Raw genomic sequence first — 24254 nt, 5'->3', positions numbered from 1 at the left:
AGCCTGTCAGCCTGCCTGCTCCCCCCTCCCGCCATGGCGCAAGAACCCACGCCGGAGAAACACGGTGCGGCTGCGTCCGGGCATCGCGGGGGCACCCTGCGGCTGGTGGCCGCGGCATCCGGCGGCACGCTGGACCCGCAGATCAATTACACCGCCAAATACATCAACCTCTACGCCGTGGTGTATGACGGGCTGACAACCTTCCGCAAAGTCACCGGCCCCGGCGGGAATGATGTGGTGGCCGATCTGGCCGAAACTCTCCCCACCCCGCAGGATGGCGGGCTGACATACGTTTTCACCCTCCGCCCTGACCTTCATTTTTCAAACGGGCAGCCAGTGACAACAGCGGATGTGGTGGCCTCTTTCCGCCGGATTTTCCGTGTCGGCTCTCCCACGGCGGGGTCTTTTTACTCCGCCATTGCCGGTGCCGACGCCTGCCTGAACAGCCCGGCCACCTGCACGCTGAAAGAGGGGCTGACAGAAGACCCCGCACACCGGACCATAACGTTTCACCTTGCGCGCCCGGATACGGAGTTTCTGCAAAAGCTGGCTTTTACCCATGCCGTCATTCTGCCCGCCAGCACACCCGACCATGATATAGGCAACACCCCCGCCCCCGGTACCGGCCCATACCGGGTAGTGGCCTATGACCCCAACAAATACCTGAATCTGGACCGCAATCCCGCCTTTCATGTGTGGGATGCGCAAGCCCAGCCGGAAGGCTTTCCGGATCGTATCGAATATACCTTCGGCATTCCGGATGAAGCCGCTGTTACCGCTGTTGAAAATGGTCAGTATGACTGGATGGCCGATGCTGTGCCCATGGACAGGCTGGGCGAACTGGGGAGCCGCTTTACGGCCCAGACGCATGTTGCCCGCCATCCGGCCATGTATTTCATCCCGACGAACGTGAACCTGCCGCCCTTCAACCAGCTTAAAGCCCGGCAGGCGGTGAATTATGCCCTGAACCGCAAGGCCATGGTCATCCTGTATGGCGGCCCCGGCATTGCCCGCCCGCTTTGCGGTATGCTGCCCTCCTCCTTCCCCGTGGCCTCTGACCAGTGCTTCTACACCCGCGGAGCCTCACCCTCCGCCCCGGCGGCGCAATGGTCCGCACCCGATCTGGAAAAGGCCCGCGCCCTGGTGCGTGAGAGCGGCACCGCCGGGCAGCGTGTCACGCTTGTAACCGCCAATACGAGCCTTGATTACGCTATGGGAACATGGCTGCGGGACATGCTGCAAAACATTGGCTATCAGGCCACGCTACGCCCGCTGAGCAGTTCCATGGCGTTCAATTACATGCAGAACTCCGCCAACCATGTGCAGATTGCGCTGAAGGACTGGTCCGCTGACTACCCCTCCCCCTCCAATTTTCTGGATGACCTGCTGGGCTGCGAGAACTTCCATCCGAATTCGGACAGCTCCATCAACATTCCCGGCTTTTGTGACAAACGCGTTCAAGCTCTGATGGACCGCGCCAAGACAGACGTCTCCCTCACGCGGCAGCAAACGGATGACCTCTGGCGGCAGGCGGAACACCTCATCATGGAGCAGGCGCCCATAGCCCCTGCCATTGAGAAGGATGATGTGATTATCACATCCCCCCGCATGAAGAACTTCTTTTACACGCAGGTTAACAAGCTATTTTTCTCACAGGTCTGGCTGCGTTAGGGCAGCTCCCGCTCAAAGGGAGGCCTCTAAACGGGAGCCGAGACCTGTGGAAACGATCACGGGAAAAGCTTGCCGCTGAACCGGAGTTTAGTGGGAAGTCTCTGGCACAGGTGTTGCATGCTCCAACTGGTCCAGACGGCCCAGCGCCATGTTCCGGACCCGCTCGGGAATAGCCACATAATCAAGCTTGCTGCTGGACGGGCGGCCATTTGTCAGTCCCCAGCGGAAAAAGACCCGTACGGCCTGCCCGTGCGGCGTTCCGGCAGAATGCTGAGGCACCAGAACATAGGTGGTGGTGACAATCGGCCAGGCCCCCTCCCCCTTTGTGTCTGAAAGGACGGCTGTCAGGGTCTTTTCATCCCACACCGCGGACTCTGCCGCCTTCCCGAAGCTCTCGGCCGAGGGCGCGACAAAATCCCCCGCCTTGTTCTGCAACTGCACCATTGGAAGATGGTTGCGCTCCGCATAGGCATATTCCACGTAGCCTATGCTGCCTTCCGTATTGGCAACGTAGGAGGCAATGCCGTCATTCCCGCGGGTTCCGGAGCCCACAGGCCAGTCCACAGAAGCGCCCCGCCCGACATTGGTGCTCCACAAGGGGGAAACCCGGCCCAGATAATCCGTGAAAACAAACGTCGTGCCGGACCCGTCTGCCCGATGCAGCGGGGCAACGGCCAGATCGGGGAGTGTCAGGCCCGGATTGAGTGCCACAACACGCGGGTCATTCCACACGCTGATGCTGCCATCATACAGTGCTGCCAGCACGGGGCCGGTCAGGCGCAAGGCCCCATCCGGCACGCCGGGCACGTTCACAATCACCACAATGCCACCAATAGCCGTGGGGAACTGCATCAGATGCGCGGCTTCCAGCTTTTCAGGGCCCATAGGCGCATCAGATGCCCCGAAATCCACCGTACCCGCCAGCGCCATGTTCTGCCCGGCGCTGGAACCGATGGTCTGATAATTCACCGTCACGCCCGTGCTGGCGGATGATGCCGCCGACCACGCCTGATACAGCGGCGCCGCGAAGCTGGACCCGGTGCCCGTGATGTCTTCCGCCCATCCGGTCCGGGGGGCGAGCAGAAGCAGCGGGGCAACGAGCAGCGCCAGTCGTGCCCCCTGCTTCAGGAGGTATGTCTGGTCTCTCATGCCCGTTGCTCCGCTCTTGCCTTTGAGTTCCACCAGCCGCCCCGCCTAGCGCAGGGTTGCCCCTGTTGCCTTGGCCACAGCGGCCACAATGCGTTCGGACACGGCATCCAGTTCCGCATCTGTCAGGCTTTTTTCCACGGGTTGCAGGGTCACTTCCACCCCCATGGACCGATAACCTTCCGGCACATGCTCGCCTTCATACAGGTCAAAAAGGCTGACATCGGCCACCAGAGTGCGGTCCGCACCCTTTACAGCCTTCAGCAGCTTTTCACCCGGCACATCACGCGCAACCACAAAAGCAAAATCACGGCGGACAGGCTGGAAGGCTGAAAGCCTGGGCGCTGCCTTGCGGCGCTTCTTCGGCTCCGGCACCGCATCCAGCAGGATTTCAAAGCCGACAACCGGCACATCAATCCCTTCCGCCTGAAGCAGAGACGGATGCAGTTCACCAAAATACCCCAGCACCATTTTCGGTCCCTGACGCAGCACGCCAGACCGGCCCGGGTGATACCAGGACGGTGCATCCGGCGTTGTGCTCAACCCATCAGCCACCACACCAAGCTGCGCAAGCAACTCCAGCGCATCCGCCCGGGCGGACCACAGAGAGACAGGCGTGCTGGCCTGCCCCGGGTACCGCGGCGTGTGGCCACACCGCACCCCGGCGGCAATCAACTGCTGCCCCTCTTCAGAGAACCCGGCTCCGATTTCAAACAGGCCAATATCCGCCCAGCCACGCGCGGCATTCCGATGGCTGGCCGCAACCAGATTGACCATGGGGGTCGGGCGCATCTGGTCCAGATCAGACGCAATGGGGTTCAGCAGACGCAAGGCTTCCGGCGCTCCGCCGAAGCGCAGGGCATCTTCGTGCGAGACAAAAGAAAACCCGACTGTTTCCACCAGCCCGCGCGCGGCCAGCACCCGGCGGGCTTGGGCCGTGCGCACCTGCCGGGGGGTGAGCGCCACACCCGGCACCACGCTTACGGGCGGCAGCGGCACCGGCGGCACCGCATCCAGCCCCTTCAGGCGCAGCACTTCTTCCACCAGATCACTCTCAGCTTCACTCTGCGCAACGCCTTCAGCCGCACGGGCGGCCTGATCAGCCGGCAGATCCCGCCCTTGAGCCAGAACCGGGGTCTGGGCAATGTCATTTCGCCAAGAGGGCACACTGGCCCGCACGAAGGTGTCTGTCTGTTCCTGAACCTCAAACCCCAGCTTTTCCAGCAGGGAAACACTTTCCCGCGCAGGCACAGCCAGGCCACCCAGATCCTGCACCCGGCTGAACCGCAGCACGGCTTCCCGCTGCCAGGCTGGCTGGGCACCGGCGGAAACCACCTCACTCGCCTCACCCCCGCACAGATCAAGAATCATGCGGGTTGCCGCCTCCATGGCCGCAACCGGCAAAGCCGGGTCCACTCCGCGTTCAAACCGATAGCTGGAGTCAGATGACATCCCCAGACGGCGGCTGCTCAGCGCAATCAGCACAGGGTCAAACAGCGCGCATTCAATGAACACATCCGTCGTGCCCTCATCCGCGCCGGAAGCTGCTCCGCCCATGATCCCTGCAACGGACTGCACGCCATTGGCATCGGTAATCACACACTCTTCAGGGGTGACTGTGTATTCCTGCCCGTCCAGTGCTGTGAACGTTTCCCCAGCCCCGCGGCAGAGGGTCAGACGGCCACCGGAAAGCTTTTTAACATCAAAGACATGCAGCGGCCTGCCCAGATCAAAGCAGAAGTAATTGGTAATATCCACCAGCGTGGAAATGGAACGCAGGCCAACGCTTTCCAGCTTGCGGCGAAGCCATTCCGGGCTGGGGCCGTTCTTCACGCCCCGCACCGTGCGGCCCAGCACCCAGGGGCAGGCTTCCGGGTACGTGTTTTCCCAGATCACGGGAGAGGCAAATGTTCCCTCCACAGTCTCAGCCATCCATGGGCGCAGTGTCCCAAGTCCGGCGGCGGCAAGGTCACGCGCAATGCCCCGCACACTCAGGGCATCACCCCGGTTAGGGGTGACGGCAATTTCAATCACCACATCGTCCAGCCCCGCGAAATCCGCGTAGGACTGGCCGGGCAGCGTGTCCTCAGGCAGTTCAGCAATGCCGCCGGTGTCCTCACCCAGCCCCAACTCACGCAGGGAGCACAGCATGCCGCCGCTGGCCTCTCCGCGGATCTTGCCTTCCTTGATGGTGATATCCAGCCCCGGCACATACGTGCCCGGCTTTGCAAAAATAACGGACAGCCCCGCCCGCGCGTTGGGCGCACCACACACAACCTGCACATCCGTCATGCCCGGCCCGGCATCCACACGGCAGACCTGAAGGCGGTCTGCATTCGGGTGCTGGGTGGCTTCCAGAATACGGGCGGTCAGAAACGGCTCCAGCGCCGCGCCGGGTTTTTCAACCCCTTCCACCTCAAGGCCAATCTGGTTCAGCCGCGCACAGATTTCCTCAACCGTGGCCGAGGTTTCCAGATGGTCATACAGCCATGAAAGCGTAAATTTCATTTTCTCACACCCCCTCGTGCAGCAGTGCGGGCGCAAGCGGGTCAGACCCGTAATGGCGCAGCCAGCGGATATCACTCTCATAAAACGAACGCAGATCCGGAATGCCGTTCTTCAGCATGGCCAGACGTTCAATACCCATCCCGAAGGCAAAGCCCTGCCATTCACGCGGGTCCAGCCCGCAGTTTGCCAGCACGCGGGCATGCACCATGCCGGACCCCAGCACTTCCAGCCAGTCTTCTCCGCCGCCAATTTCCCCCGTGCGGCGGGACCAGCCGATATCCACTTCCATGGACGGCTCGGTAAACGGGAAATAGGAGGAGCGGAAACGCACCGGCAGATCCGGCTTGTCAAAAAACACCCGCAGGAATTCGATCAGGCAGCCTTTCAGGTGCCCCAGCGTAACCCCCTTCCCCACAACCAGACCTTCACACTGATGGAACATGGGGGAGTGCGTTGCGTCATGGTCCGCACGATAGGTGCGACCGGGGCAGATCACCCGGAAGGGCGGCTTCTGGCTCAGCATGGTGCGGATCTGCACACCGGATGTCTGGGTGCGCAGCACACGCGCAACATCCAGCCCCGGCACGGGCGGCAGATAGAACGTATCATGGTCTGTCCGGGCCGGGTGGTGGGCCGGCGTGTTCAGGGCGGAAAAATTGTGCCAGTCCGTCTCGATATCCGGCCCTTCCGCCACACTGAAGCCCATGGCCCCGAAAATGGCGGTCATTTCCTCCATGGCCCGGCTGATAGGATGAATAGCCCCCTGCACCTGCGCGGGCGGCGGCAAGGTGACATCCACCCGCTCGGCCACCAGACGCGCTTCCAGAGCCGCGGCTTCCAGAGCCTGCCCACGGCTTTCAATCGCCCGTGTCAGATCATCACGCAGGCGGTTCAGCGCCACGCCACGTACCTTGCGTTCCTCCGGCTCCATTTTCCCCAGAGCCTTGAGCAACGCCGTCAGGCGGCCTGATTTACCCAGAGTGCCCACACGCACGGCATCCCATGCCCGCATATCGGCCGCACCAGCCAGTTCCGACAGAACATCCTGCCGGAGAATCTCAAGATCGTCGCTCATGAAACCTCACACGAGAGGGGGAAACGCTATGGGGCGGATAGCCTCTCCGCAGCGCAGAGAAAACCCCTTAGCCGGAAAAACAACCCGCAAAACAAAAAAGGCCGCCCTTGCGGACGGCCTCTTCGGGGCAAATCGGCCAGAAGCCTCAGGCAGCCAGAGCGGCCTGGGCTTTCTTCACGATTTCCGCAAACGTCACGGCGTCATCATAAGCGATGGCGGCCAGAACCTTACGGTCGATTTCAATGCCAGCCTTGGCCAGACCGTTGATGAAACGGCTGTAGGTCAGGCCATGCTCACGCACGGCGGCATTGATACGCTGGATCCACAGAGCGCGGAATTCGCGCTTCTTGTTCCGGCGGTCGCGGTATGCGTACTGGAGAGACTTTTCAAGGCGTTCCAGCGCAATGCGATAGTTTGTGGAAGACCGGCCACGGAAGCCCTTGGACATGTCCAGAACTTTTTTGTGGCGGGCATGGGTGGTTACACCGCGTTTTACACGTGCCATATCTCAGATGCTCCTCAAACCAGCCCGTAGGGTGCCCACTGCTTGACGGTACGACCGTCCTGCGGTGTCATCACCTGTGCGCCACGGTTGGTGCGCTTCATTTTCTGCGGACGCTTGATCATGCCGTGGCGTTTACCGCACGGACCTGAGAGCACCTTGCCGGTCGCGGTGATTTTGAACCGCTTCTTGACCGACGATTTGGTCTTCATCTTGGGCATTTCTTTACTCCTGAAAGCTCGAACCGCGCCTCTCTGTCACCAGAGCTGCAAAACACGGCCAGGCATGCCCCACAAGCCCGGACGCGTGTAGCGAAGGGGCTCACATAAAGGAAACCCCCCGGACTTTCAAGCGGCATCTGGCCAGGATTTTTCGGGCAGACGCATGACAGACCCCATTACCACATCTTCACCAAACCTTGCGGAACTGGAAAATCGCGCCTGAACACGCCCCTCCATTACGCTGCTGGCGCATGGCATTCATGCAAAACAGCCCCTGTCCGTATATAGAAAAATACACTCAAAAGAGAAAATCGGCTATTTTGCGTCACATTCTCGTGTTCCAAATAAATCTTATTCAGATTTTACCGCTTCCCGCAAAGGCCTATGCGTTTATTTGCAGGCCAAATCCAGATAGGTTTCGTCCTATATGAAATAGCAGGCCTTCCGACGGTAGATTCAGGGCCTTCCCCATGGAGGGAGCTGAATGTTTCAGCCTAACAGCTCCGGCTGGCTGTCGTGCGCACAGGATTGGGGGTAGAGTGATCAAACGTCTCTTAGCAGGAGCAGTCGGGGCTGGTGTCCTGGGTGGACTCGGGTTTCTATATTATGCGTGGTATCCGCCAATTGCTCCGATAGAGCGGCCGGCGGCCAGCAGCTTCTCGGCCGAACAGATCGAGCGAGGCCGCATTGTTGCGGCGGAAGGCTACTGCGCGGAATGCCATACCCGCACAGACAATGGCGGCGGCCCGGAACTCGCCGGGGATTACCGGATGGACACCCCGTTCGGGGCCATTTACTCCTCCAACATCACCCCGGACCCGGAAATGGGCATTGGCACATGGTCTGAAGACGCCCTGCGCCGCTCCCTGCGCCTTGGTGTCTCCCGCAAGGGCGTGCATCTCATCCCCGCCTTCCCCTACGATCATTTCACAAAAATGACGGATCAGGACATTTCTGATCTGTATGCCTACCTGATGACACGGCCCGCTGTGCATATGCCCCGCCGCCCGAATGAACTGCCCTTCCCCCTCAGCCTGCGTATTTTCCAGGCTGGCTGGAAGCTGATGTTCTTCACACCCGGTGTCTATAAACCCGACCCCAGCCATGACGCGCTGTGGAACCGCGGAGCCTATCTGGCCGAAGGCAATGCGCACTGCGGCGCGTGCCACACGCCCCGCAACATCATGGGCGCTGAAAAGAAGGGCTCCATGTATGACGGCGCGGTTGTGGATGCCTGGATTGCCCCTCCGCTGAACGAGAAGAACCCCACCCCGACCACCTGGACGGAAGACGAGCTTTACCAGTACCTGCGCTTTGGCGTGGCACCGCTGCATGGCCCGGCTGGTGGCCCGATGTCTCCCGTGCCCCACCGCTTCCTCTCTCAGGTGCCTGAGTATGATGTGCATGCCATTGCCCATTATTTTGCGGACGTAGACCACGCAGCAGAACGCCAGGGGCATGACAAGGCCGCCCTTGCCCGCGCCATGGAGCAGTCAAAAACAGATCTGGTCGGCCCGAACACGCTGGACCCGGATGCCCGCCTGTATCAGGGCGCATGTGGCGCATGCCATTACAACGCAGCCCCCACACCCGTTCTGGGCCGCCCGGAACTGGCGCTGAACAATGCCCTGTGGCTGGATGAACCGACAAACCTCTTTCAGGTCATGCTGCACGGCCTGACGGCTGAAGAAGGCCAGTCCGGCGTGGCCATGCCCAGCTTCTATAACGCCCTGTCCGATGCGGACATGGCCCGTATTGCCGCTTATCTGCGCCGCACGCGTACAACGCTGCCGCCATGGAAAGATCTTGAGAAGAAAGCTGCGGACATTCGCAAAACCGTCAAAACCATCCCCGTCAATTCTTCTCACTAAGACGGCACACGGAGCCACTCATGATCAAGTTCAAACTCAATGGCCGTGACGTTTCCGTCGATGTGCCAGACGATACCCCCCTGCTCTGGGCCCTGCGTGATGAGCTGGACCAGACCGGCACCAAGTTCGGGTGCGGCGTGGGCCAATGCGGGGCGTGCACGGTGCATGTGGGGGGCCGCGCCACCCGCTCCTGCATTACCCCCGTCAGCGCCATTGAAGGCGCTGAAATCACCACCATTGAAGGGCTGCACCCCGAGGGTGAGCACCCCGTGCAGCAGGCATGGCGGGATATTCAGGTACCACAGTGTGGCTACTGCCAGTCCGGCCAGATCATGCAGGCCGTAAGCCTGCTGAAAGACTATCCGGACCCGACGGATGAGGAAATTGATGGCGTGATGGGCGGCAGCCTGTGCCGCTGCATGACCTATATCCGCATCCGCAAGGCCATCAAGAAAGCCGCCGCCGCCATGCGTGAGGAGAAGTCCAATGGGTAAACTTGAACGCATTGCGGCGCGGCAGGACCGCGCGGCAGGCCGAGGCCTTTCCCGCCGTGGTGTTCTGCTGACGGGCCTCGGCTCGGCCCTCATGTTCGGTTTCACGCGTGAAGCTGGCGCGGCCCAGACCTTCCCGCAGAACGCCAGCCTGCCCGGCAATGGCGCGTTTGAACCCACCATCTGGTGCGCCATCGGGCCGGATGGGGTGGTGAACGTCAACATCATCCGCGCGGAAATGGGCCAGCATGTCGGCACCGCCCTCGCCCGTATCATTGCGGACGAAATGGAAGCCGACTGGGACAAAGTCCGCATCACCTATGTGGATACAGACCCCAAATGGGGCCTGATGGTTACCGGTGGATCATGGTCCGTGTGGATGACATGGGACATCTTCCGTCAGGCCGGAGCCGCGGCCCGCACCGTGCTGGTGGAAGAAGGCGCCAAACTGCTTGGCACCTCCCCCGCCAACTGCATTGCGCGCAATGGCCGCGTGATTGCCGGAAGCCGCTCCATCTCCTTTGGCGATATTGTCAGCCACGCCCGCCCCACCCGCGCCTTCAGCCCGGAGGAGATGGCAAAGCTGCCGCTCAAGCCTGCGTCCGAACGCCGCCTGATCGGCAAGGAAGTCAAGGCGCTGGATATTCCGGCCAAAACCACTGGCGCTGCCATTTACGGCATTGATGCCAAGCTGGACGGTATGGTCTATGCACGACCCAAAATGCCGCCCACCCGCTATGGCTCCAAGGTTGTTTCGGTGGACGATACGGACGCCAAAAAGATCAAGGGCTATCTGCGCTATATCGTTCTGGAAGATCCGTCCGAAACCGTGCCGGGCTGGGTTGCCGTACTGGCCTCGTCCTACCCTGCCGCCATCCGCGCGACAGATGCGCTGAAAGTCGTCTGGACACCGGGCGAGACGGCTCATGTTTCGGAAAAAGACATTATCGAACATGGCCGCAAGCAGATTGCCGAGAAAACCGGCGGCTCCTGCGTATTCAATGATGAAGGCGTGGATGCCGCCTTCAGCAGTGCCAAACAGGTGTTCGAGCGCACCTATACCTGCGCCTCCGTGCTGCATTACCAGCTTGAGCCCCTGAACGCTCTGGCTCGCCTGCAGGATGGCAAATGGGAAATCCATTGCGGGAACCAGTGGCAGTCTCTTTTCCTGCCTGTTATCGCCAAGGCGCTTCAGGTCAAGGAAACAGATGTTGTCATGCGCACCTACCTGCTGGGTGGCGGCTTCGGCCGACGCCTGAATGGAGACTACGCAGTACCCGCCGCGCTGATTTCCAAGGCGCTGGATGGCAAGCCTGTCAAACTAATCCTGACCCGCTCGGATGATGTGCAGTTTGACTCCCTCCGCTCCCCATCCATCCAGACCGTGCGCGTGGCTCTGGATGAGCAGAAAAATCTCAAGGGTTGGCAGCACCATGCCTCGGCAGGCTGGCCCACCCGCGTGATGGCTGCGGCCTTCATGGAAAAAGGCGCCGACGGCAAGCCGTATGATCAGTTCGCCATTGCTGGCGCTGACCATTGGTATGATGTTGGCCCGATGCGCGTTCGCGCACTAGATAATGATCTGGCCGATGCTACTTTCCGCCCCGGCTGGCTGCGTTCCGTAAGTTCCGGCTGGACACCCTGGGCACTTGAAGCGTTTATGGATGAGCTGGCACATGAGTTGGGGCATGACCCCGTTGACTTCCGCCTCTCCCTGCTGACCGCCAAAGGCCGCAATGCAGGCAAGGCCCCGGACTCCGTGGGTGGCGCAAGCCGACAGGCTAATGTGCTCAAGCGTCTGGTTGAAAAATGCGGATACGGCAAAACGCAACTGCCCGCGGATACGGCCATTGGCATTGCCACCACCTTCGGGCAGGAACGCGCCATGCCGACATGGACGGCAGGCGCGGTACAGGTGCATGTTGACCGCAAGACGGGTGCTGTAACCTGCCAGAAAATCTGGCTGGTGCTGGATGCCGGGACCATTGTAGACCCGGATGGCGCCATGGCCCAGACGGAAGGCGGCGCTCTGTGGGGCCTGAGCATGGCGCTGTTTGAGAACACCGAAATCGAAAACGGCATGGTGCGGGACCGCAATCTGAACACCTACACACCGCTGCGCCTTCCCGACACCCCGGATATGGATATCGAGTTTGTTGCAAGCACCGAAAAGCCCATGGGGCTGGGTGAGCCCGGTGTGACCACCATTGGTGCGGCCATTGCCAATGCCGTGTTCAATGCCGTGGGTGTCCGTGTGCGCCACCAGCCCATCCGCCCCGCGGATGTCCTGAAAGGTCTTTCTGAGAAAACACCCGCATAAAGCAGGTTTTTTCCTGAACGGATAAACGGGTTACAAAAACCGGCGCGCTGTTTTCAGCCGCCGGTTTTTTCTGTTCACCCTCTGCTTTGGAAACGATTGTTTGCCCCGTAACCCACAGGGATATTTATCCACAGGGATATTTATTACGCCTCACTCCCTTTGACTTGAGCCTGATGTAGTGGCGCACACTACAATACGGGCCCCGGATGCCTACGTATAAGAAGAGTTTGGAATGACACTATCCAGTTGGCAGCAGAGCCATAATCAGCATATTGACCGAGCGGTTAGAGCAATACGCAATTTTACTCGACATCATTTTGATTGATAGAATTCCTGATCCTGCCTTGAAGGATCGTAAAACCTTGATCACTCTCCACTGGAAACCGCGCGCGAGAATCCTGCGCTGGCCCGGTTTATGCCTGGGTGCCGTCGTTATGAGCTATTTCGGGGTGCTTTCTTATCCGCAGCCCGCTTTCGCATATCATACCAGCTACCGGCAATTTGACGTCTGGTCCGATCGACCGATTGATGCCGGAATTTCGACCGTGCTGGACGATGCGACGCGACGGATGAGCACGTCGGAATTATATTCCTCAGACCAGAAATTTCGAGTTTTCTTTTGCAATGCGACTTGGCGGTTGGGGCTTTATGCCCTTTTCCAAACCAAAGTAGGCGGCATGGTCTATTCGTGGCTCACACCCAATATCTATATCCGTAACTCTGTTATTGCGGAAAACAGGATTGTTTCCCCACGCAAAGGACCAATGCGGGACGCAGCGCATCGCCCCCTTTCTTACTTCATCGCTCATGAAGCAACGCACGTAATGCAGGCGAGAGCTTTCGGTCGCTTTTACCTCCCGTTCTACCCGACATGGCTGAATGAAGGATACGCAGACTATGTCGGCAAAGCTGGCGATTTTGACATCGCGGACAATATAAGACTCTTGAAAGCCAATGATCCTGCACTCGATTATCAACAAAGCAGACTATACAGAGGCTATCATCTTGATGTTGCATGGCTGATGGATACATGCGGGATGTCGATCCGCTCTATCTACGCTCATCCCCCATCGGAAAAAGAAATTATCAAGGTTTTGAAAACAGAAAACCCTAACTGTGCGTTAGCCAGAACGAACTGAGTGATTTCAGAAGTTTACGACTGATAGGTTTGCTGCAACTTGATGAGAGCATCATGGTTCGGACTGAAACCACCCGCATGCAATGCAGAAAACCGGAAGGACATGCGCTGGACAACCTCACGCACGCAATCCGCAGGTGAATAGTTTCATGTCTGTTGCAGAATTTTGAATGCTATCAGAATTTCTCAGAGTAATTCTGAAAATATGTAGTATTCACAAGAGGGCATTCTCCATGGAAAAGAACACCCCCTTATGAAAGCCTCCCAACAATACTGAGGCATCGCAAAAAAAATGCGATGCCTCCTGTCTCAGGCTGTCTGCGCTGCCGCTGCTGAGCGGATTGCGCGTGCCATGGCTTCCACGCCGTTTCCACGGTTGGTGGAGAGCGCCTGAACCAGACCAAGATCCCGTAAAAACTTCGGGTCTGTATTCATGATTTCAGCACAAGATCGCCCTGAATAGACACGCAACAGGAGTGCTACCAGACCGCAGACAATAGCGGCATCGGAAAGCCCGGCGAAGTAGAGCTTGCCGCCTTCCTCCCGTGCTTCCAGCCACACCTGACTCTGGCAGCCCGGCACCCGATGCGCATCATCACACCATTCCGGCGGGAAGGGCGGCAGCTTGCGGCCCATTTCAATGATGTACTGGTAGCGTTCCATCCAGTCATCAAAAACATCCAGCTCATCACGAATAGCGTCAATGGCTTCGGAAGCGGTTGCTTCCTCGGGAATTACGAAAGGAGCGTCCATTACAGAATAAACCGGCTGAGATCACCCTTACGGGCCAAAGGAGCAACTTTTTCGTGAACCAGAGAGGCTTCGACGTGAATGGTCTCGCCCGTGCGGTCAGAGGCCGTGAAGGAAATTTCCTCCAGCAGCTTTTCCAGAACGGTCGCCAGACGCCGCGCGCCAATATTTTCCACGCGCTCGTTAATGTCGGTCGCCAGATCCGCCAGCGCTTCCACCGCGCCATCAGAGAAGGTCAGCGCGACATGTTCCGCGCCAAGCAGCGCCGTATATTGCTTGAGCAGAGAATGTTCAGGGTCTGTCAGAATACGCCGCATATCCTCACGGGAGAGCGGCTGAAGCTCAACCCGGATTGGCAGACGCCCCTGCAGTTCCGGCAGCAGGTCGGACGGTTTGGCCAGATGGAACGCACCGGAGGCAATGAACAGGATATGGTCTGTCTTGACCGGACCATATTTGGTGGAAACCGTTGTTCCTTCAATCAGCGGCAGCAGGTCTCGCTGAACCCCCTCGCGCGAGACATCCCCACTGCGGCCACCGCCTTCGGCCGTACGCCCACAGACCTTGTCAATTTCATCCAGAAAAACAATGCCGTTATCCTGCGCATGCGCCACGGCTTCGCGTGTCAGCGCTTCCGTATCAAGCATCTTGTCGGCTTCTTCACGCTCCAGATACTCGCGCGCGGCGGCCACTTTCAGGCGGCGCTGCTGCGGAGCACGGTTCATGAGGTTTTTCATCATCTCGCCAAAATTGATGACCTGACCCGGCATAACCCCCGGCATCTCGCCACCGCCAGAGGGCGTGGCATCGACCACCGCAATCTCTACGTCCTTGTCTTCCAGTTCTCCCGCACGCAGCATGGTGCGGAACTTGTTTTTGGTCTCGGCGGCAGCCCCGGCACCCACCAGCGCTTCCACAAGGCGGTCTTCCGCAGCCTGAGCGGCACGGGTTGCCACATCCTTGCGTTTGACATCCCGCAGCATGGTGATGGAGGCTTCCACCAGATCCCGCACAATGCTTTCCACATCACGCCCCACATAGCCCACTTCCGTGAACTTGGTGGCTTCCACTTTCAGGAACGGCGCCTGCGCAAGTTTTGCGAGCCTGCGGGCAATTTCGGTTTTACCGCAGCCTGTTGGCCCGATCATCAGAATATTTCTGGGCACAACCTCTTCACGCAGAGCCTCCGGCAACTGCGCCCGCCGCCAGCGGTTGCGCAACGCAATGGCCACCGCCCGCTTGGCGTCCGCCTGCCCGATAATAAAACGATCAAGCTCCGAGACAATTTCCCTCGGAGAAAAAGTCGGCACATCCATCACAAAGAGTCCTTACCGGTCAGGGAAGACGCCTCAAGCGTTTCAACCGTCACGGAATAATTTGTATACACACAGATATCACCAGCGATTTTCATGGAACGCCGGACAATCTCCTCTGCATCCAACTCCTCGACTGTCAGCAGGGCACGCGCTGCGGAGAGCGCAAAGTTTCCGCCAGACCCGATGGCAATCACACCATCTTCCGGTTCCAGCACATCGCCGTTCCCGGTCAGGGTGTAGGAGTGTTCGGCGTCCGCCACGGCCATCATGGCTTCAAGGCGGCGCAGGTAGCGGTCTGTCCGCCAGTCCTTCGCCAGTTCGACACAGGCGCGCTCAAGCTGGTTGGGGTACCGCTCCAGCTTGGCCTCCAGCCGCTCCAGCAGGGTGAAGGCATCTGCCGTTGCACCGGCAAATCCGGCCAGAATGGAGCCGGAAGGGCCAATCCGCCGCACCTTGCGGGCGTTGCCCTTGATGACGGTCTGGCCGAGCGTCACCTGACCATCTCCGGCCATGGCCACTTTCGGGCCTCGCCGGACACAGAGGATTGTTGTCCCGTGCCATCCGACGGGATCATGCGAAGAGGGGGATGTCTGAAAGCTTTGCATAGTCACAAAGAGATAAGCGTTCCTGCCGCCAGCACAAGGGGTAACCCGCAGGAAGTCCTCCGCCCGCTGGCATGCCCCCTCATGCTGCCAGCATGGCGCTCACATCCCCCAGCAGAGCATCCCGCGTGTAGGGCTTGTGCAGCACCGTAACGCCCGCCGGGAGCAAGGCCCTGTCCGAATAGCCGGTAACAAACAGCACGGGCAGCTCGGGGCGCACATCATGCAGGCGGCGGGCCACTTCATCCCCATTCATGCCGGGCATCATCACATCCAGGACCACCAGAGCAATATCTCTCCTGTCTGCAATCACCCCCAGAGCTTCCAGCCCGCTGGCGGCTTCCAGCACATCATACCCCGCCCGGCGCAGGAACCCGGCTGTCACGGCCCGGACACCGGGTTCATCATCCACCACAAGAATGCTCTGCCCGTGCACGGCAGGAGAGCGGAGCGGCTGCCCCGCCTGAACCCGCAGCGGTGTGGCGGGTTTGGTTGGTGCCCGCTCTTCCGTCATGGCGGGCAACCAGAGTTCAATGGAGGTGCCACCCCCCGGAACGCTTTCCACCCGGACCTCACCCCCGCAATGGCTGATAAAGCCATAGATCATGGAGAGACCAAGACCCGTCCCCTGCCCGATATCCTTTGTTGTAAAGAACGGATCAAAAATACGGGCCTGCATTTCCTCTGTCATGCCCACACCGCGGTCCATCACCTGCACCACCACCCAGGCTTCTCCATGGGGGGCGCTGCCGGTCCGGCCCAGCGGCCGCGCGGCCTGCCGCACGGAAACGGTGGTCGCCCCGCCTTCCGGCTGCGCATCCAGCGCGTTCACGCACAGATTGAACACCGCCAGTTCAAGCTGCGTGGCATCCGTCCACACAACCGGCAGCGGAGCCTCCGGCAGGTCAAACCGCACGGTGCTGATGCGGCTGCCGGAGAAAACGGCCTCAGCCCCCAGTACTGCCTGAATTTCATCCGGCACCCGGCCCTGTGTCATGAAACTTTGCAGGGAGGCCATCAGGGCGCGCAAATCCACCTGCTGGCACATCAGGTGGCGGGGGCGGCTGAAATCGAGCAGTTTCTGCGTCAGAGCCCCCCCACGCCGGGCCGCTTCCAGCGCGTTATGGAACAAGCGCGCCACGCCGGGCTCCTTAGGAGGCTCAAGGTCCATCACCAGTTCAAGAGACCCCAGAATGGCTGTCAGCAGATTATTGAAATCATGCGCAATGCCACCAGCCAGTGTCCCGATGGCCTGCATTTTTTCCGCCTGCCGCAACCGCTGCTCTATGGTGAGCAGATCCGTCACGTCCCGATCAATCAGGATGGAGTAATTTTCCAGACCGGAGGCATCTCCGGGCTTGCTCCCATCCGGGGTGCTGTCCAGCCGCACGCGTGTCAGATCATGCCAGCGGCTCTGGCCGCTCTTATCTGTCAGTTGCAAAACCTGCTGATCGCGCCCGGATGTCTCAAGAACTACTCGCGCATCCCGCAGGCTTTCCAGCCGGGAGGCATCAACCAGTTCTTCTTCCGTACGGCCCACGCAGGCATCCACACTCCGGCCAAACTGCTCCGCCATCTGCCTGTTCAGGCGGATAAACCGGCCGGACTGCTCCTTGAACCCCAGACCAAACGGCAGGTTATCGAGCAGGCCGCGCAGCAAAAGCTGTTCACACTCCAGCTCTTTTTCCAAACGGTAGCGTGAGGCCGCCTGCCCGACCATGGAGAGCAGGGTTTCATCATCCCACGGCTTGTACGCAAAAAAGGAAATCTGCCCCTTGTTCAGGGCGGCTTCCACAGCGGAAATATCCGCATAGCCCGTCAGCAGGAGAGCACCGGCGGAGGACAGCATTCTGGCGCGCGCCAGAAACACGTCTCCCGTCATGCCGGGCATCCGCTGGTCTGAAATAATCACGGCAATATCAGGCCGCCCCCGCAGCACGGCCAGCCCGGCCTCACCCGACGATGCGGAGAGCACATCATACGTGTCTTCAAACAGATCCGTCAGGGCAACCAGAATTTCCGGTTCATCATCCACAATCAGGATAACGGCGCGTTTGTCAGGGTCAGGCAGCATTGGTCCGCTTCTCTTCTTCAGCCCGATAGGGCACGCGCAAAATAAAGCAGGCCCCACCATTCTCCTGCGCGTCTGTCACAACAATACTTCCATCATGAGCCTGCACAACACCATACGCCGTTGCCAGACCAAGGCCGGTCCCTGAGCCTACAGGTTTCGTTGTAAAGAAGGGTTCAAAAACGCGTTCCTGAAGGCTTTTGGGTACACCCGGCCCTGTATCACTGATCGTGATCACGTAATCCTGCCCACCCCGCGCAGGAGCAGGCTCCAGGCAAGAGGTGATTTCAATCCGGTCTTCCGTGCCTGCAGTCAGCACGGCACTCTCGTTCTCACGCCGCTTTTCCATAATGGCATCTGCCGCATTACTCACGATGTTCATGACAACCTGATTAACCAGCGCCGCCTGACAGAACAGTTCCGGTGGAGCTTCCAGCGCGCACACCACCCTGATTTCCTGCCCGAGCTTAGGAGCCAGCAGTGTCAGGACCATGGCAATGGCCTCCGGCACATCCAGCCTGCTGAACTCCCCTTCCTCCAGCCGTGAAAACCGCCGCAGGCTCACCACCAGATCCCGCATGCGGGTAAGCCCAAGCAGGGAGGATGTCAGGCGCTCGCTACTTTTTGCCAGAGCCTGTTCCGCCGCCAGCGTATCCCCTTCCCGCACGGCCTGCAGGGCGCGGGTAATACCCCTGTTCACCGTATTTTCATGCGCGAGCACAAACGCCAGCGGGTTGTTGAACTCGTGCGCAATGCCGGCGGCGAGTTCACCCAGTGAGGCCATTTTGGCGGACTGCACCAGTTTGGCCTGTGCCTCTATCAGTTTACGGTTGGCCGCGGCCAGATCTGCATTCACCCGCCGCAGGGCATCCGCAAGGGCCATACGGGCCCGGGCGCTTTCAATATGCGCCTCTTCCCGCCGGGTTTCGTCCTGCAACATCTTGCGGCGCACAAGGCTCCCCACCCGCGCCACGAGGAGGCTTGGCGCGATATCCGCATCCACCAGATCATCCACCCCGGCGCTGAAGGCCACACTGGCCATCTGGCCGGATACCTGCCCGCTTTCCGCCATGCCCAGCACCCGCAGGCATTGCCGCGTCCGGCGGCGCATGGCCACCACAGTGCGGGCAAAAGCAAACCCGTCAAACCGCGGGCAGCCGAGGTCCACCACCAGACAGTCCGGCTGTGGCCGCCCTGATGGCCAGTCCGCAAGGTCAAACCGTTCCGGATCATCAATCAGGGTGACAACATCCCCCTGCCGCCGCAGCAGGTCAGGCAGCACAGGTGGCACTTCCCGCCCCTCACCCTGCCAGGCCCACAGGAGGCCTCCCGGCGCTGTCACCACAGCCACGCTGGGCTGACGAAACGCCGCACCCCCGCGGGAAATGACATCCTCATCATATTCCCGCAGCAGGGCACAGATACGAAACATCAGGAAAACAGGGTCTGCCTGACTGTAAAAACAGGCATCGGCCCCCTGCTCCAGAATCATCTGCTCCAGGTCCGCATCCGGTGTGTCCGTAACCACCACAACCGGAATACCGCGCGTGGCCGCGTTCAGCCGCATCCGCTGGCACAGCTGCCCGGCGGACATATCAGGCAGAGTGGCAGGCACCAGCAGGAGATCCGGCAGGTGCGCCTCAAACCCTTCAAAGGCCTGCCTGCCGTTCTCCACCGCCTTGACCTGAAACCCGCGCTGGCTCAGGAGCGCTGAAAAATCCTCACATCTGATGGCATCCAGCCCCACCAGCAAAATGTTACATGAGAGGATATTCATGAAAGTCCCGCGTTCCCCACCGGTTGTTCCCAAGCATGCTTCACGTTTTCAGGCGTCCTGTTTCCTGTGTTCCCGCCTTACTACAGCAAGCCCACGCAGGACGATCACAGGTGGCCCATGTTCATGAGCGTGAATTCATCTAACCAAATCCCGCCCGCCTCGTCTGCTCGCGAATGCGTTACCAACGGACAGCCGAAGGCCTGCCTCCCTTCATGCGGAACGGAGTCCCATAGCGGGAAAGCCACACCCGCCACCTTTTGAGCAGTGCGGCGTGTGCCGAAGGCGGCACTTGTGTATAATCCCGGCTAACTTCGTGCGCGCTTTGGATGTCTGATTGCGCCACACCCACGCCTTGCAAGATTTTTGAGGGAACCCGCACTTATGGACCAGACACCTTATCGCGCTGATACGCATCGGCCTCTTTCCTTCTCATCCGTCTCACAAGGGTCTTCCCCCATGGTGATGAAACTGGCGCGTACCGGCCTCTGGTCAGTCTGCTACTTTGCATTCTATTTCATTCAGCAACTGGCGGAATTGTTTGCCCCGCTGCTGCTGATTGCCGGTGTGGCATGGAAGGCCCTGCCTGCGCTGATTGGCGCAGTCTCGCACGTCAGCGCCTCGGCCGACCCTCAGGCGCGGGACGCCATTGCCAATGTCGCGTCCGCCATTCCCACGCAGATTACCATCGCCGGTCATACACTGACAGCCGGCGGCATGGTCTGGGATGGCATCCTGATGATGGGTCTGGCCGCCGCTGGCGCAACACTGGCCACTCTGGCCGGACGCAATATCTGATCAGATCCTGCGGCGGCATCTGGCGCGTCCGAAGCCGCATGCCTGCCCTCCGGCAGGCAATATGACGTTTAAAGCCCGCTAGCCGGGCTGATGCAGGCGGGCTGCGGCTGGCCACAGCCGGACAAGCCCATGCCACCAGTGGGCCCCGGCCAGCAGCACCAGAACAGCCAGCACCAGACTGACAATCCACGCCCAACGCCAGAACACCTCTGTCAGCATCAGCTCGCGCAGGCTGCCAATCTCCTGCACGCGCCCGCCCAGTTCCGAACCCTTTGCCGCCACCTGCCTGTACGCCGCCACAGCACCAACTTTGGCTGTCTGCGCCACGTCCTGCGCGATTTTCTGGCCTGCTTTCCATCCGGCCTGCACGCGGCTTTCCGGCTCAGGCGCTGCCTCGGCAACTGGACGCCCCGTGGAAGGGTGGCCATGCGGGGTTGCGCCCGTGCTGCGGGCATACGCCGTAAACTGGAAAGGCTGGCTCTGGCTGCTCGGCTCCTCCTGCACAACAGGCCGGGGCGGTTCCGGGTTCAGCGAAGACGATGCCGCAACCCCGCTGAGCGGCGCGGAAACCCGGCTGGTCTCATGATCCGCCGCTAAATCCCCATCTCCCGTGCCCTCTGACGCAGGATGCGAAACGTGCTCCGCCTCAACCGGAGCAGGCTGCTCCGGTTCTTCATGGTGCGGTTGCGCAGAAGTATTTTCCGCATAAACATCTGCCGTTTCATGCCCCTCTGGCGCAGAAACCGGCGTGGCAGGGTGCGCCTGTTCCGGCTCGACCTGTTCTACAACAGGCAGACCGGAATGGGTTTCAGCTTCCAACCCGACAGGCTGCTCTGCCGGAGCATGTTCCGCATGCTCATATACAGCGTGCCCCTGCTCTGCCGGTTCAGCGTCCACCGGTTCGCCAACAGCCGGTTCATGGTCGGCATGTTCCGGTTCGCCTTCCGTCTGCCCGTGTTCGGACGGCTCCTGCTCATATCCGGTCTCGTGCCCGGCCTCCTCATGCGCATCGTGCGCAGCGGCGGCAGCTTCCGCCGTTTCAGGTTCCTGCCCGGCATCAGGTTCCTGCCCGGCAAGAGCAGGCTCGGGTTCGGCTTCATCTACCCCGGAAGGTACATGGCTCTCCGGCTGTGCCGATGCCTGCTGCGCAGCAGGTTCATCATCCCAGCGGGAGCCTGTTTCCGGATCGGCCGACAGGAAATCCGAGACATGGAGAGACGGCTGAACGGGAGCCTGCGCCTGCGGTTGCTCGGCGGCAGGGGCTTCAGCAGGAGGTTGCAGGCGCCATTTGACGCCGCAAGCAGAACATTTGAGGACATGCCGCTTTTCAAGAAGAGCCGCAGGGACCTGATAGGCAACGCCACATGACGGGCAGACAATTCTCATCAGCATTCTCTTGATACGGCGCTTCTTGCTGTCACACATTATGCCAAGCCCCCTTATGTACACGCATAATGGCCCTGACAAACCACCTCTTAACACAAGAGACCCACAAGCGCGCCAGAGCGGAACCGGGAACGAGGCATTTTACCGGTTTTTTACGGTCAGATTCCCCCGATTTTTCGAAATTTCCACCCCGTCTCCCTATCGCTTGTGATCGACAGCCCGGCCCTCCCTCCGCTACACTCGGGCCATGCGTAGCCCCTTTCTCCTTTTTTCGCGACCTGCCCGCGGAAGCGTGCCGATCTCATGATTCGCCTCAAAGCTGTCTCATGGCGCAGGGAGCGCAGGGAAGGCGCTCCCGTGCTCTCCAACCTGTCCTTCGATGTGCCGCAGGGGGGCTTCCGCTGGCTGCTCGGCCCGTCTGGCGCGGGGAAAACCAGCCTGCTCAGCCTCCTGCATCTGGAAAACCTGCCAACCGACGGCACCCTGTGCCTGCTGGATAAAGATGTCACGGCGCAGACCCCGCGCGCCGTTCTGGTCCGTCTTCGCCAGCGAATCGGCATGGTCCATCAGGATTTCCGGCTGATGCCGGACCTCTCCGTGGCAGATAACGTGGCCCTGCCCCTCCGCCTGCAACACCGCCCGGAAGATGAAATAACGGATGAGGTCCACGCCATCCTGAAATGGGTGGGGCTTGGTGAGTGCATCGGGGTGCGGGCCTCCCGCCTTTCCGGTGGGGAGCAGCAGAGAACCGCCATTGCCCGCGCCATTGTGCATCGCCCCGGCCTGATTCTGGCGGATGAACCCACCAACGCGCTGGAAGAACCACAGGCCCACAAGCTGCTGGACCTGTTTGGAGAACTGAGCAGCATGGGCACCACCGTTATTGTTGCCACCCATAACGAGGCACTGGTCCGCCGCCTGCCCCGCCCGGCTCTGGTGCTGGAACGCGGCCGCCTTGTGCAGGACGGAGCCTGAGCCGTGGCCCTTCCTTTCTCCGGCCGCAAGGACGGTCTTTCCCTCTCCGAGGCCCTGCCGGACAGAAGCCTGTTCGTGCTGGTTGCCATGATGAGCTTTCTGGCGGCCCTGACGCTGACAGGTGCGACAGGAGCCCGCACCCTTTCCACCCGCTGGGCGGGTGGGGCGGCACAATTGCTGACCATTCAGGTCTCCGAGCCTGATCAGCCCCTCATTGCCTCGGGCAAAACCGGCAAAACCACAACACAGCAGACCCGGGCGGACACCGTGCTGGCTGATCTTGCAACACTACCCTCCGGCACGCAGGTTCATCGCCTGACGCAGGAAGAACTGGCCAGACTGCTCACCCCGTGGCTGGGCGAGGCAGGCAAGACAGCGCTCCCCCTGCCTGCGGTTATTGAAGTGCGTCTGGCAGAAGGGCAGGAAGCCCCGGCGGACCTCGAGCAGACCCTGAGCACCCATGTTCCCGGCACGGTTGTGGAACATAATGCGGAATGGAGCACCCGCCTGCGCGCACTGGCGGAAAGCCTGCTGGCCTGCGCGGCGCTGGCTCTGGCCACCGTGGGCGGTATTGCCACCCTGATTACGGCGCTCTCCACCCGCGCGGGCCTCTCCACCCGCCGCGATATTATTGAAATTCTGCACGGGCTGGGTGCAACGGACAGCTATATTGCCGGGCGTTTTGCCTGGCGCACCGGAGGGCTGGCCTTTGGCGGCGGCCTTCTGGGAACAGTGCTGGCCATGGCTCCCCTGCTTCTGCTTTTCAGAATGGCTGCCCCCTTTGCGGCCTCCACCCTTCAGGCCAGCAGCACCGCCATGCCGGACTGGCGCACCCTGCCCGACCTCCTGCCCGGTGACATGCTGGCCGGGCTGGCCGCGCTGCCGTTTGTCGCGGCCTTTATCGGCTGGGCGACAACACAGTTCATGGTCCGGGTCTGGCTGCGACGGATGCCATGATGCGCGAGGCCGCCCGTCCCTACCGCCCCTCACGCCTGCATCGTTTTGTTGTCTGGTGGTTCAAGGTCGGATTACTGGTAAGCCTTGCGCTGTGCGGCGCTTTTGGCTGGTTTGTCTATGATGCGCTCAGGCCCGCCCCCGCCATCACACCGCATACGGATGGCATTGTGGCCCTGACAGGCGGCCAGGGCCGGGTGGACATGTCCCTGCGCCTGCTGATGCAGAATCGGGGGGACAAACTGCTGATCTCCGGGGTGGACCCACAGGCCAGCCAGCAGGACCTGCTCCCACCGCGCCTGCCGGATACCCTCAAAGACCGTGTGACACTCGGCTATCTGGCCCGCTCCACCATTGAAAATGCCAGTGAGACCGCCGCATGGGTGGCGGATAACCATATCCACACCCTTACAGTGGTTACGGCCGGATATCATATGCGCAGGGCACTGGTGGAACTGCGCCGCACCCTGCCGGGCGTGACACTCTATGCCTACCCGGTTATTCCCCCGGCTCTGGAACACCCTTTCCACAAGCCAACTCTCCGCCTTCTCCTGCGCGAATTTGCCAAATGGCTTGGCGCACTGGCGGGCTTTGTCCGCAATCCCTCACACAGCGCGGGCTGAGGAGTAATCCTGACCTGTCATCCGGCAGGCGAACGCAAGCAACCGTCTCGCGCTGAGAGGAA

20 protein-coding genes are annotated in these 24254 nt (G+C 60.6%); 9 read left to right on the top strand and 11 right to left on the bottom strand.

Translation table 11 applies throughout. The features are described 5' to 3' along the window. The first annotated feature begins 33 nt into the window (after positions 1-33). Positions 34-1671: an ABC transporter substrate-binding protein gene (locus GOB82_RS02195; RefSeq protein ID WP_166119667.1), complete on the top strand. Its 1638-nt coding sequence runs from the start codon at positions 34-36 to the stop codon at positions 1669-1671. A gap of 87 nt (positions 1672-1758) precedes the next feature. On the opposite strand, the gene pstS is transcribed toward GOB82_RS02195, so the two are convergent. The 5 genes from pstS to rpmI all read right to left on the bottom strand — a co-directional run bounded on the left by pstS (position 1759) and on the right by rpmI (position 7123). Beyond that, complete coding sequence (gene pstS / locus GOB82_RS02190; protein WP_166119029.1) at positions 1759-2820, bottom strand: phosphate ABC transporter substrate-binding protein PstS; 1062 nt, start codon at positions 2818-2820, stop codon at positions 1759-1761. 45 nt (positions 2821-2865) lie between these two features. Then, the gene (gene pheT, locus GOB82_RS02185; RefSeq protein ID WP_166119026.1) at positions 2866-5325 is read right to left on the bottom strand and encodes a phenylalanine--tRNA ligase subunit beta; all 2460 of its coding nucleotides are present in this window, start codon (positions 5323-5325) and stop codon (positions 2866-2868) included. A gap of 4 nt (positions 5326-5329) precedes the next feature. Beyond that, entirely contained in the window at positions 5330-6400 is a 1071-nt protein-coding gene (pheS, locus tag GOB82_RS02180) for a phenylalanine--tRNA ligase subunit alpha (protein ID WP_166119023.1), read from the bottom strand. Positions 6401-6545: 145 nt separating this feature from the next. Beyond that, positions 6546-6905 carry a 50S ribosomal protein L20 gene (gene rplT, locus GOB82_RS02175; protein ID WP_166119021.1) on the bottom strand — a complete coding sequence of 120 codons (360 nt, stop codon included), beginning with the start codon at positions 6903-6905 and terminating at the stop codon, positions 6546-6548. Positions 6906-6919: 14 nt separating this feature from the next. After that, positions 6920-7123, bottom strand: a complete 204-nt coding sequence (gene rpmI / locus GOB82_RS02170) for a 50S ribosomal protein L35 (RefSeq protein ID WP_006557067.1) — start codon at positions 7121-7123, stop codon at positions 6920-6922. Positions 7124-7662: 539 nt separating this feature from the next. Here rpmI and GOB82_RS02165 point away from each other — a divergent pair. From GOB82_RS02165 to GOB82_RS02150, 4 genes are all read left to right on the top strand, one after another. Beyond that, positions 7663-8994 (top strand): c-type cytochrome, encoded by a 1332-nt coding sequence (locus GOB82_RS02165; protein ID WP_166119019.1) that lies wholly within the window; start codon positions 7663-7665, stop codon positions 8992-8994. 20 nt (positions 8995-9014) lie between these two features. Beyond that, positions 9015-9488: a (2Fe-2S)-binding protein gene (locus tag GOB82_RS02160; RefSeq protein WP_166119016.1), complete on the top strand. Its 474-nt coding sequence runs from the start codon at positions 9015-9017 to the stop codon at positions 9486-9488. After that, on the top strand, positions 9481-11805 hold the full coding sequence (locus tag GOB82_RS02155; RefSeq protein WP_166119014.1) for a xanthine dehydrogenase family protein molybdopterin-binding subunit: 2325 nt from the start codon (positions 9481-9483) through the stop codon (positions 11803-11805). The genes GOB82_RS02160 and GOB82_RS02155 overlap by 8 nt, the downstream gene beginning before the upstream one ends. Positions 11806-12077: 272 nt before the next feature. Beyond that, on the top strand, positions 12078-12944 hold the full coding sequence (locus GOB82_RS02150) for a hypothetical protein (RefSeq protein ID WP_166119011.1): 867 nt from the start codon (positions 12078-12080) through the stop codon (positions 12942-12944). Positions 12945-13252: 308 nt separating this feature from the next. Here GOB82_RS02150 and GOB82_RS02145 read toward each other — a convergent pair whose 3' ends face one another. The 5 genes from GOB82_RS02145 to GOB82_RS02125 form a co-directional block, all read right to left on the bottom strand. Beyond that, positions 13253-13696 carry a SufE family protein gene (locus GOB82_RS02145; RefSeq protein ID WP_166119009.1) on the bottom strand — a complete coding sequence of 148 codons (444 nt, stop codon included), beginning with the start codon at positions 13694-13696 and terminating at the stop codon, positions 13253-13255. Continuing rightward, entirely contained in the window at positions 13696-15009 is a 1314-nt protein-coding gene (hslU, locus tag GOB82_RS02140; RefSeq protein ID WP_166119006.1) for an ATP-dependent protease ATPase subunit HslU, read from the bottom strand. Before hslU ends, GOB82_RS02145 begins: the two co-directional genes overlap by 1 nt. After that, entirely contained in the window at positions 15009-15614 is a 606-nt protein-coding gene (hslV, locus tag GOB82_RS02135; protein WP_166119665.1) for an ATP-dependent protease subunit HslV, read from the bottom strand. The genes hslU and hslV overlap by 1 nt, the downstream gene beginning before the upstream one ends. Before the next feature lie 79 nt (positions 15615-15693). Beyond that, complete coding sequence (locus GOB82_RS02130; RefSeq protein ID WP_166119004.1) at positions 15694-17685, bottom strand: response regulator; 1992 nt, start codon at positions 17683-17685, stop codon at positions 15694-15696. Further along, positions 17675-19459: an ATP-binding protein gene (locus GOB82_RS02125; protein WP_166119002.1), complete on the bottom strand. Its 1785-nt coding sequence runs from the start codon at positions 19457-19459 to the stop codon at positions 17675-17677. The genes GOB82_RS02130 and GOB82_RS02125 overlap by 11 nt, the downstream gene beginning before the upstream one ends. Before the next feature lie 381 nt (positions 19460-19840). Here GOB82_RS02125 and GOB82_RS02120 point away from each other — a divergent pair, with 381 nt between their 5' ends. Further along, entirely contained in the window at positions 19841-20254 is a 414-nt protein-coding gene (locus GOB82_RS02120; RefSeq protein WP_166119000.1) for a hypothetical protein, read from the top strand. 78 nt (positions 20255-20332) lie between these two features. Here the strand turns inward: GOB82_RS02120 and GOB82_RS02115 are convergent, their stop codons facing one another. Further along, positions 20333-21640, bottom strand: coding sequence for a zinc ribbon domain-containing protein (locus GOB82_RS02115; protein WP_166118998.1), 1308 nt, complete (start codon positions 21638-21640; stop codon positions 20333-20335). A gap of 303 nt (positions 21641-21943) precedes the next feature. Here GOB82_RS02115 and GOB82_RS02110 point away from each other — a divergent pair, with 303 nt between their 5' ends. Genes GOB82_RS02110 through GOB82_RS02100 form a run of 3 tightly spaced genes read left to right on the top strand, consistent with a single transcriptional unit; the run spans position 21944 to position 24192 of the window. Continuing rightward, positions 21944-22615: a cell division ATP-binding protein FtsE gene (locus tag GOB82_RS02110; RefSeq protein ID WP_166118995.1), complete on the top strand. Its 672-nt coding sequence runs from the start codon at positions 21944-21946 to the stop codon at positions 22613-22615. 3 nt (positions 22616-22618) lie between these two features. Next, positions 22619-23572 (top strand): cell division FtsX domain-containing protein, encoded by a 954-nt coding sequence (locus GOB82_RS02105; protein ID WP_166118993.1) that lies wholly within the window; start codon positions 22619-22621, stop codon positions 23570-23572. Beyond that, a complete protein-coding gene (locus tag GOB82_RS02100) occupies positions 23569-24192 on the top strand; it encodes a YdcF family protein (RefSeq protein ID WP_242007143.1) in 624 nt (207 codons plus the stop codon). Before GOB82_RS02105 ends, GOB82_RS02100 begins: the two co-directional genes overlap by 4 nt. Positions 24193-24254 lie beyond the last annotated feature (62 nt).

It is taken from the genome of Acetobacter farinalis, assembly GCF_011516935.1.
Lineage (GTDB): Bacteria > Pseudomonadota > Alphaproteobacteria > Acetobacterales > Acetobacteraceae > Acetobacter > Acetobacter farinalis.
Note: the sequence above shows the minus strand (reverse complement) of the source record. Positions and strands in the feature narration are given on the sequence as shown.

What these genes read in the sequence shown, in the direction of transcription:
- GOB82_RS02195 (WP_166119667.1), top strand. Translation starts at nt 34, where the DNA reads ATGGCGCAAGAACCCACGCCGGAGAAACACGGTGCGGCTGCGTCCGGG.
- pstS (WP_166119029.1), bottom strand. Translation starts at nt 2,820, where the DNA reads ATGAGAGACCAGACATACCTCCTGAAGCAGGGGGCACGACTGGCGCTG.
- pheT (WP_166119026.1), bottom strand. Translation starts at nt 5,325, where the DNA reads ATGAAATTTACGCTTTCATGGCTGTATGACCATCTGGAAACCTCGGCC.
- pheS (WP_166119023.1), bottom strand. Translation starts at nt 6,400, where the DNA reads ATGAGCGACGATCTTGAGATTCTCCGGCAGGATGTTCTGTCGGAACTG.
- rplT (WP_166119021.1), bottom strand. Translation starts at nt 6,905, where the DNA reads ATGGCACGTGTAAAACGCGGTGTAACCACCCATGCCCGCCACAAAAAA.
- rpmI (WP_006557067.1), bottom strand. Translation starts at nt 7,123, where the DNA reads ATGCCCAAGATGAAGACCAAATCGTCGGTCAAGAAGCGGTTCAAAATC.
- GOB82_RS02160 (WP_166119016.1), top strand. Translation starts at nt 9,015, where the DNA reads ATGATCAAGTTCAAACTCAATGGCCGTGACGTTTCCGTCGATGTGCCA.
- GOB82_RS02155 (WP_166119014.1), top strand. Translation starts at nt 9,481, where the DNA reads ATGGGTAAACTTGAACGCATTGCGGCGCGGCAGGACCGCGCGGCAGGC.
- GOB82_RS02145 (WP_166119009.1), bottom strand. Translation starts at nt 13,696, where the DNA reads ATGGACGCTCCTTTCGTAATTCCCGAGGAAGCAACCGCTTCCGAAGCC.
- hslU (WP_166119006.1), bottom strand. Translation starts at nt 15,009, where the DNA reads ATGGATGTGCCGACTTTTTCTCCGAGGGAAATTGTCTCGGAGCTTGAT.
- hslV (WP_166119665.1), bottom strand. Translation starts at nt 15,614, where the DNA reads ATGCAAAGCTTTCAGACATCCCCCTCTTCGCATGATCCCGTCGGATGG.
- GOB82_RS02130 (WP_166119004.1), bottom strand. Translation starts at nt 17,685, where the DNA reads ATGCTGCCTGACCCTGACAAACGCGCCGTTATCCTGATTGTGGATGAT.
- GOB82_RS02125 (WP_166119002.1), bottom strand. Translation starts at nt 19,459, where the DNA reads ATGAATATCCTCTCATGTAACATTTTGCTGGTGGGGCTGGATGCCATC.
- GOB82_RS02120 (WP_166119000.1), top strand. Translation starts at nt 19,841, where the DNA reads ATGGACCAGACACCTTATCGCGCTGATACGCATCGGCCTCTTTCCTTC.
- GOB82_RS02115 (WP_166118998.1), bottom strand. Translation starts at nt 21,640, where the DNA reads ATGAGAATTGTCTGCCCGTCATGTGGCGTTGCCTATCAGGTCCCTGCG.
- GOB82_RS02110 (WP_166118995.1), top strand. Translation starts at nt 21,944, where the DNA reads ATGATTCGCCTCAAAGCTGTCTCATGGCGCAGGGAGCGCAGGGAAGGC.
- GOB82_RS02100 (WP_242007143.1), top strand. Translation starts at nt 23,569, where the DNA reads ATGATGCGCGAGGCCGCCCGTCCCTACCGCCCCTCACGCCTGCATCGT.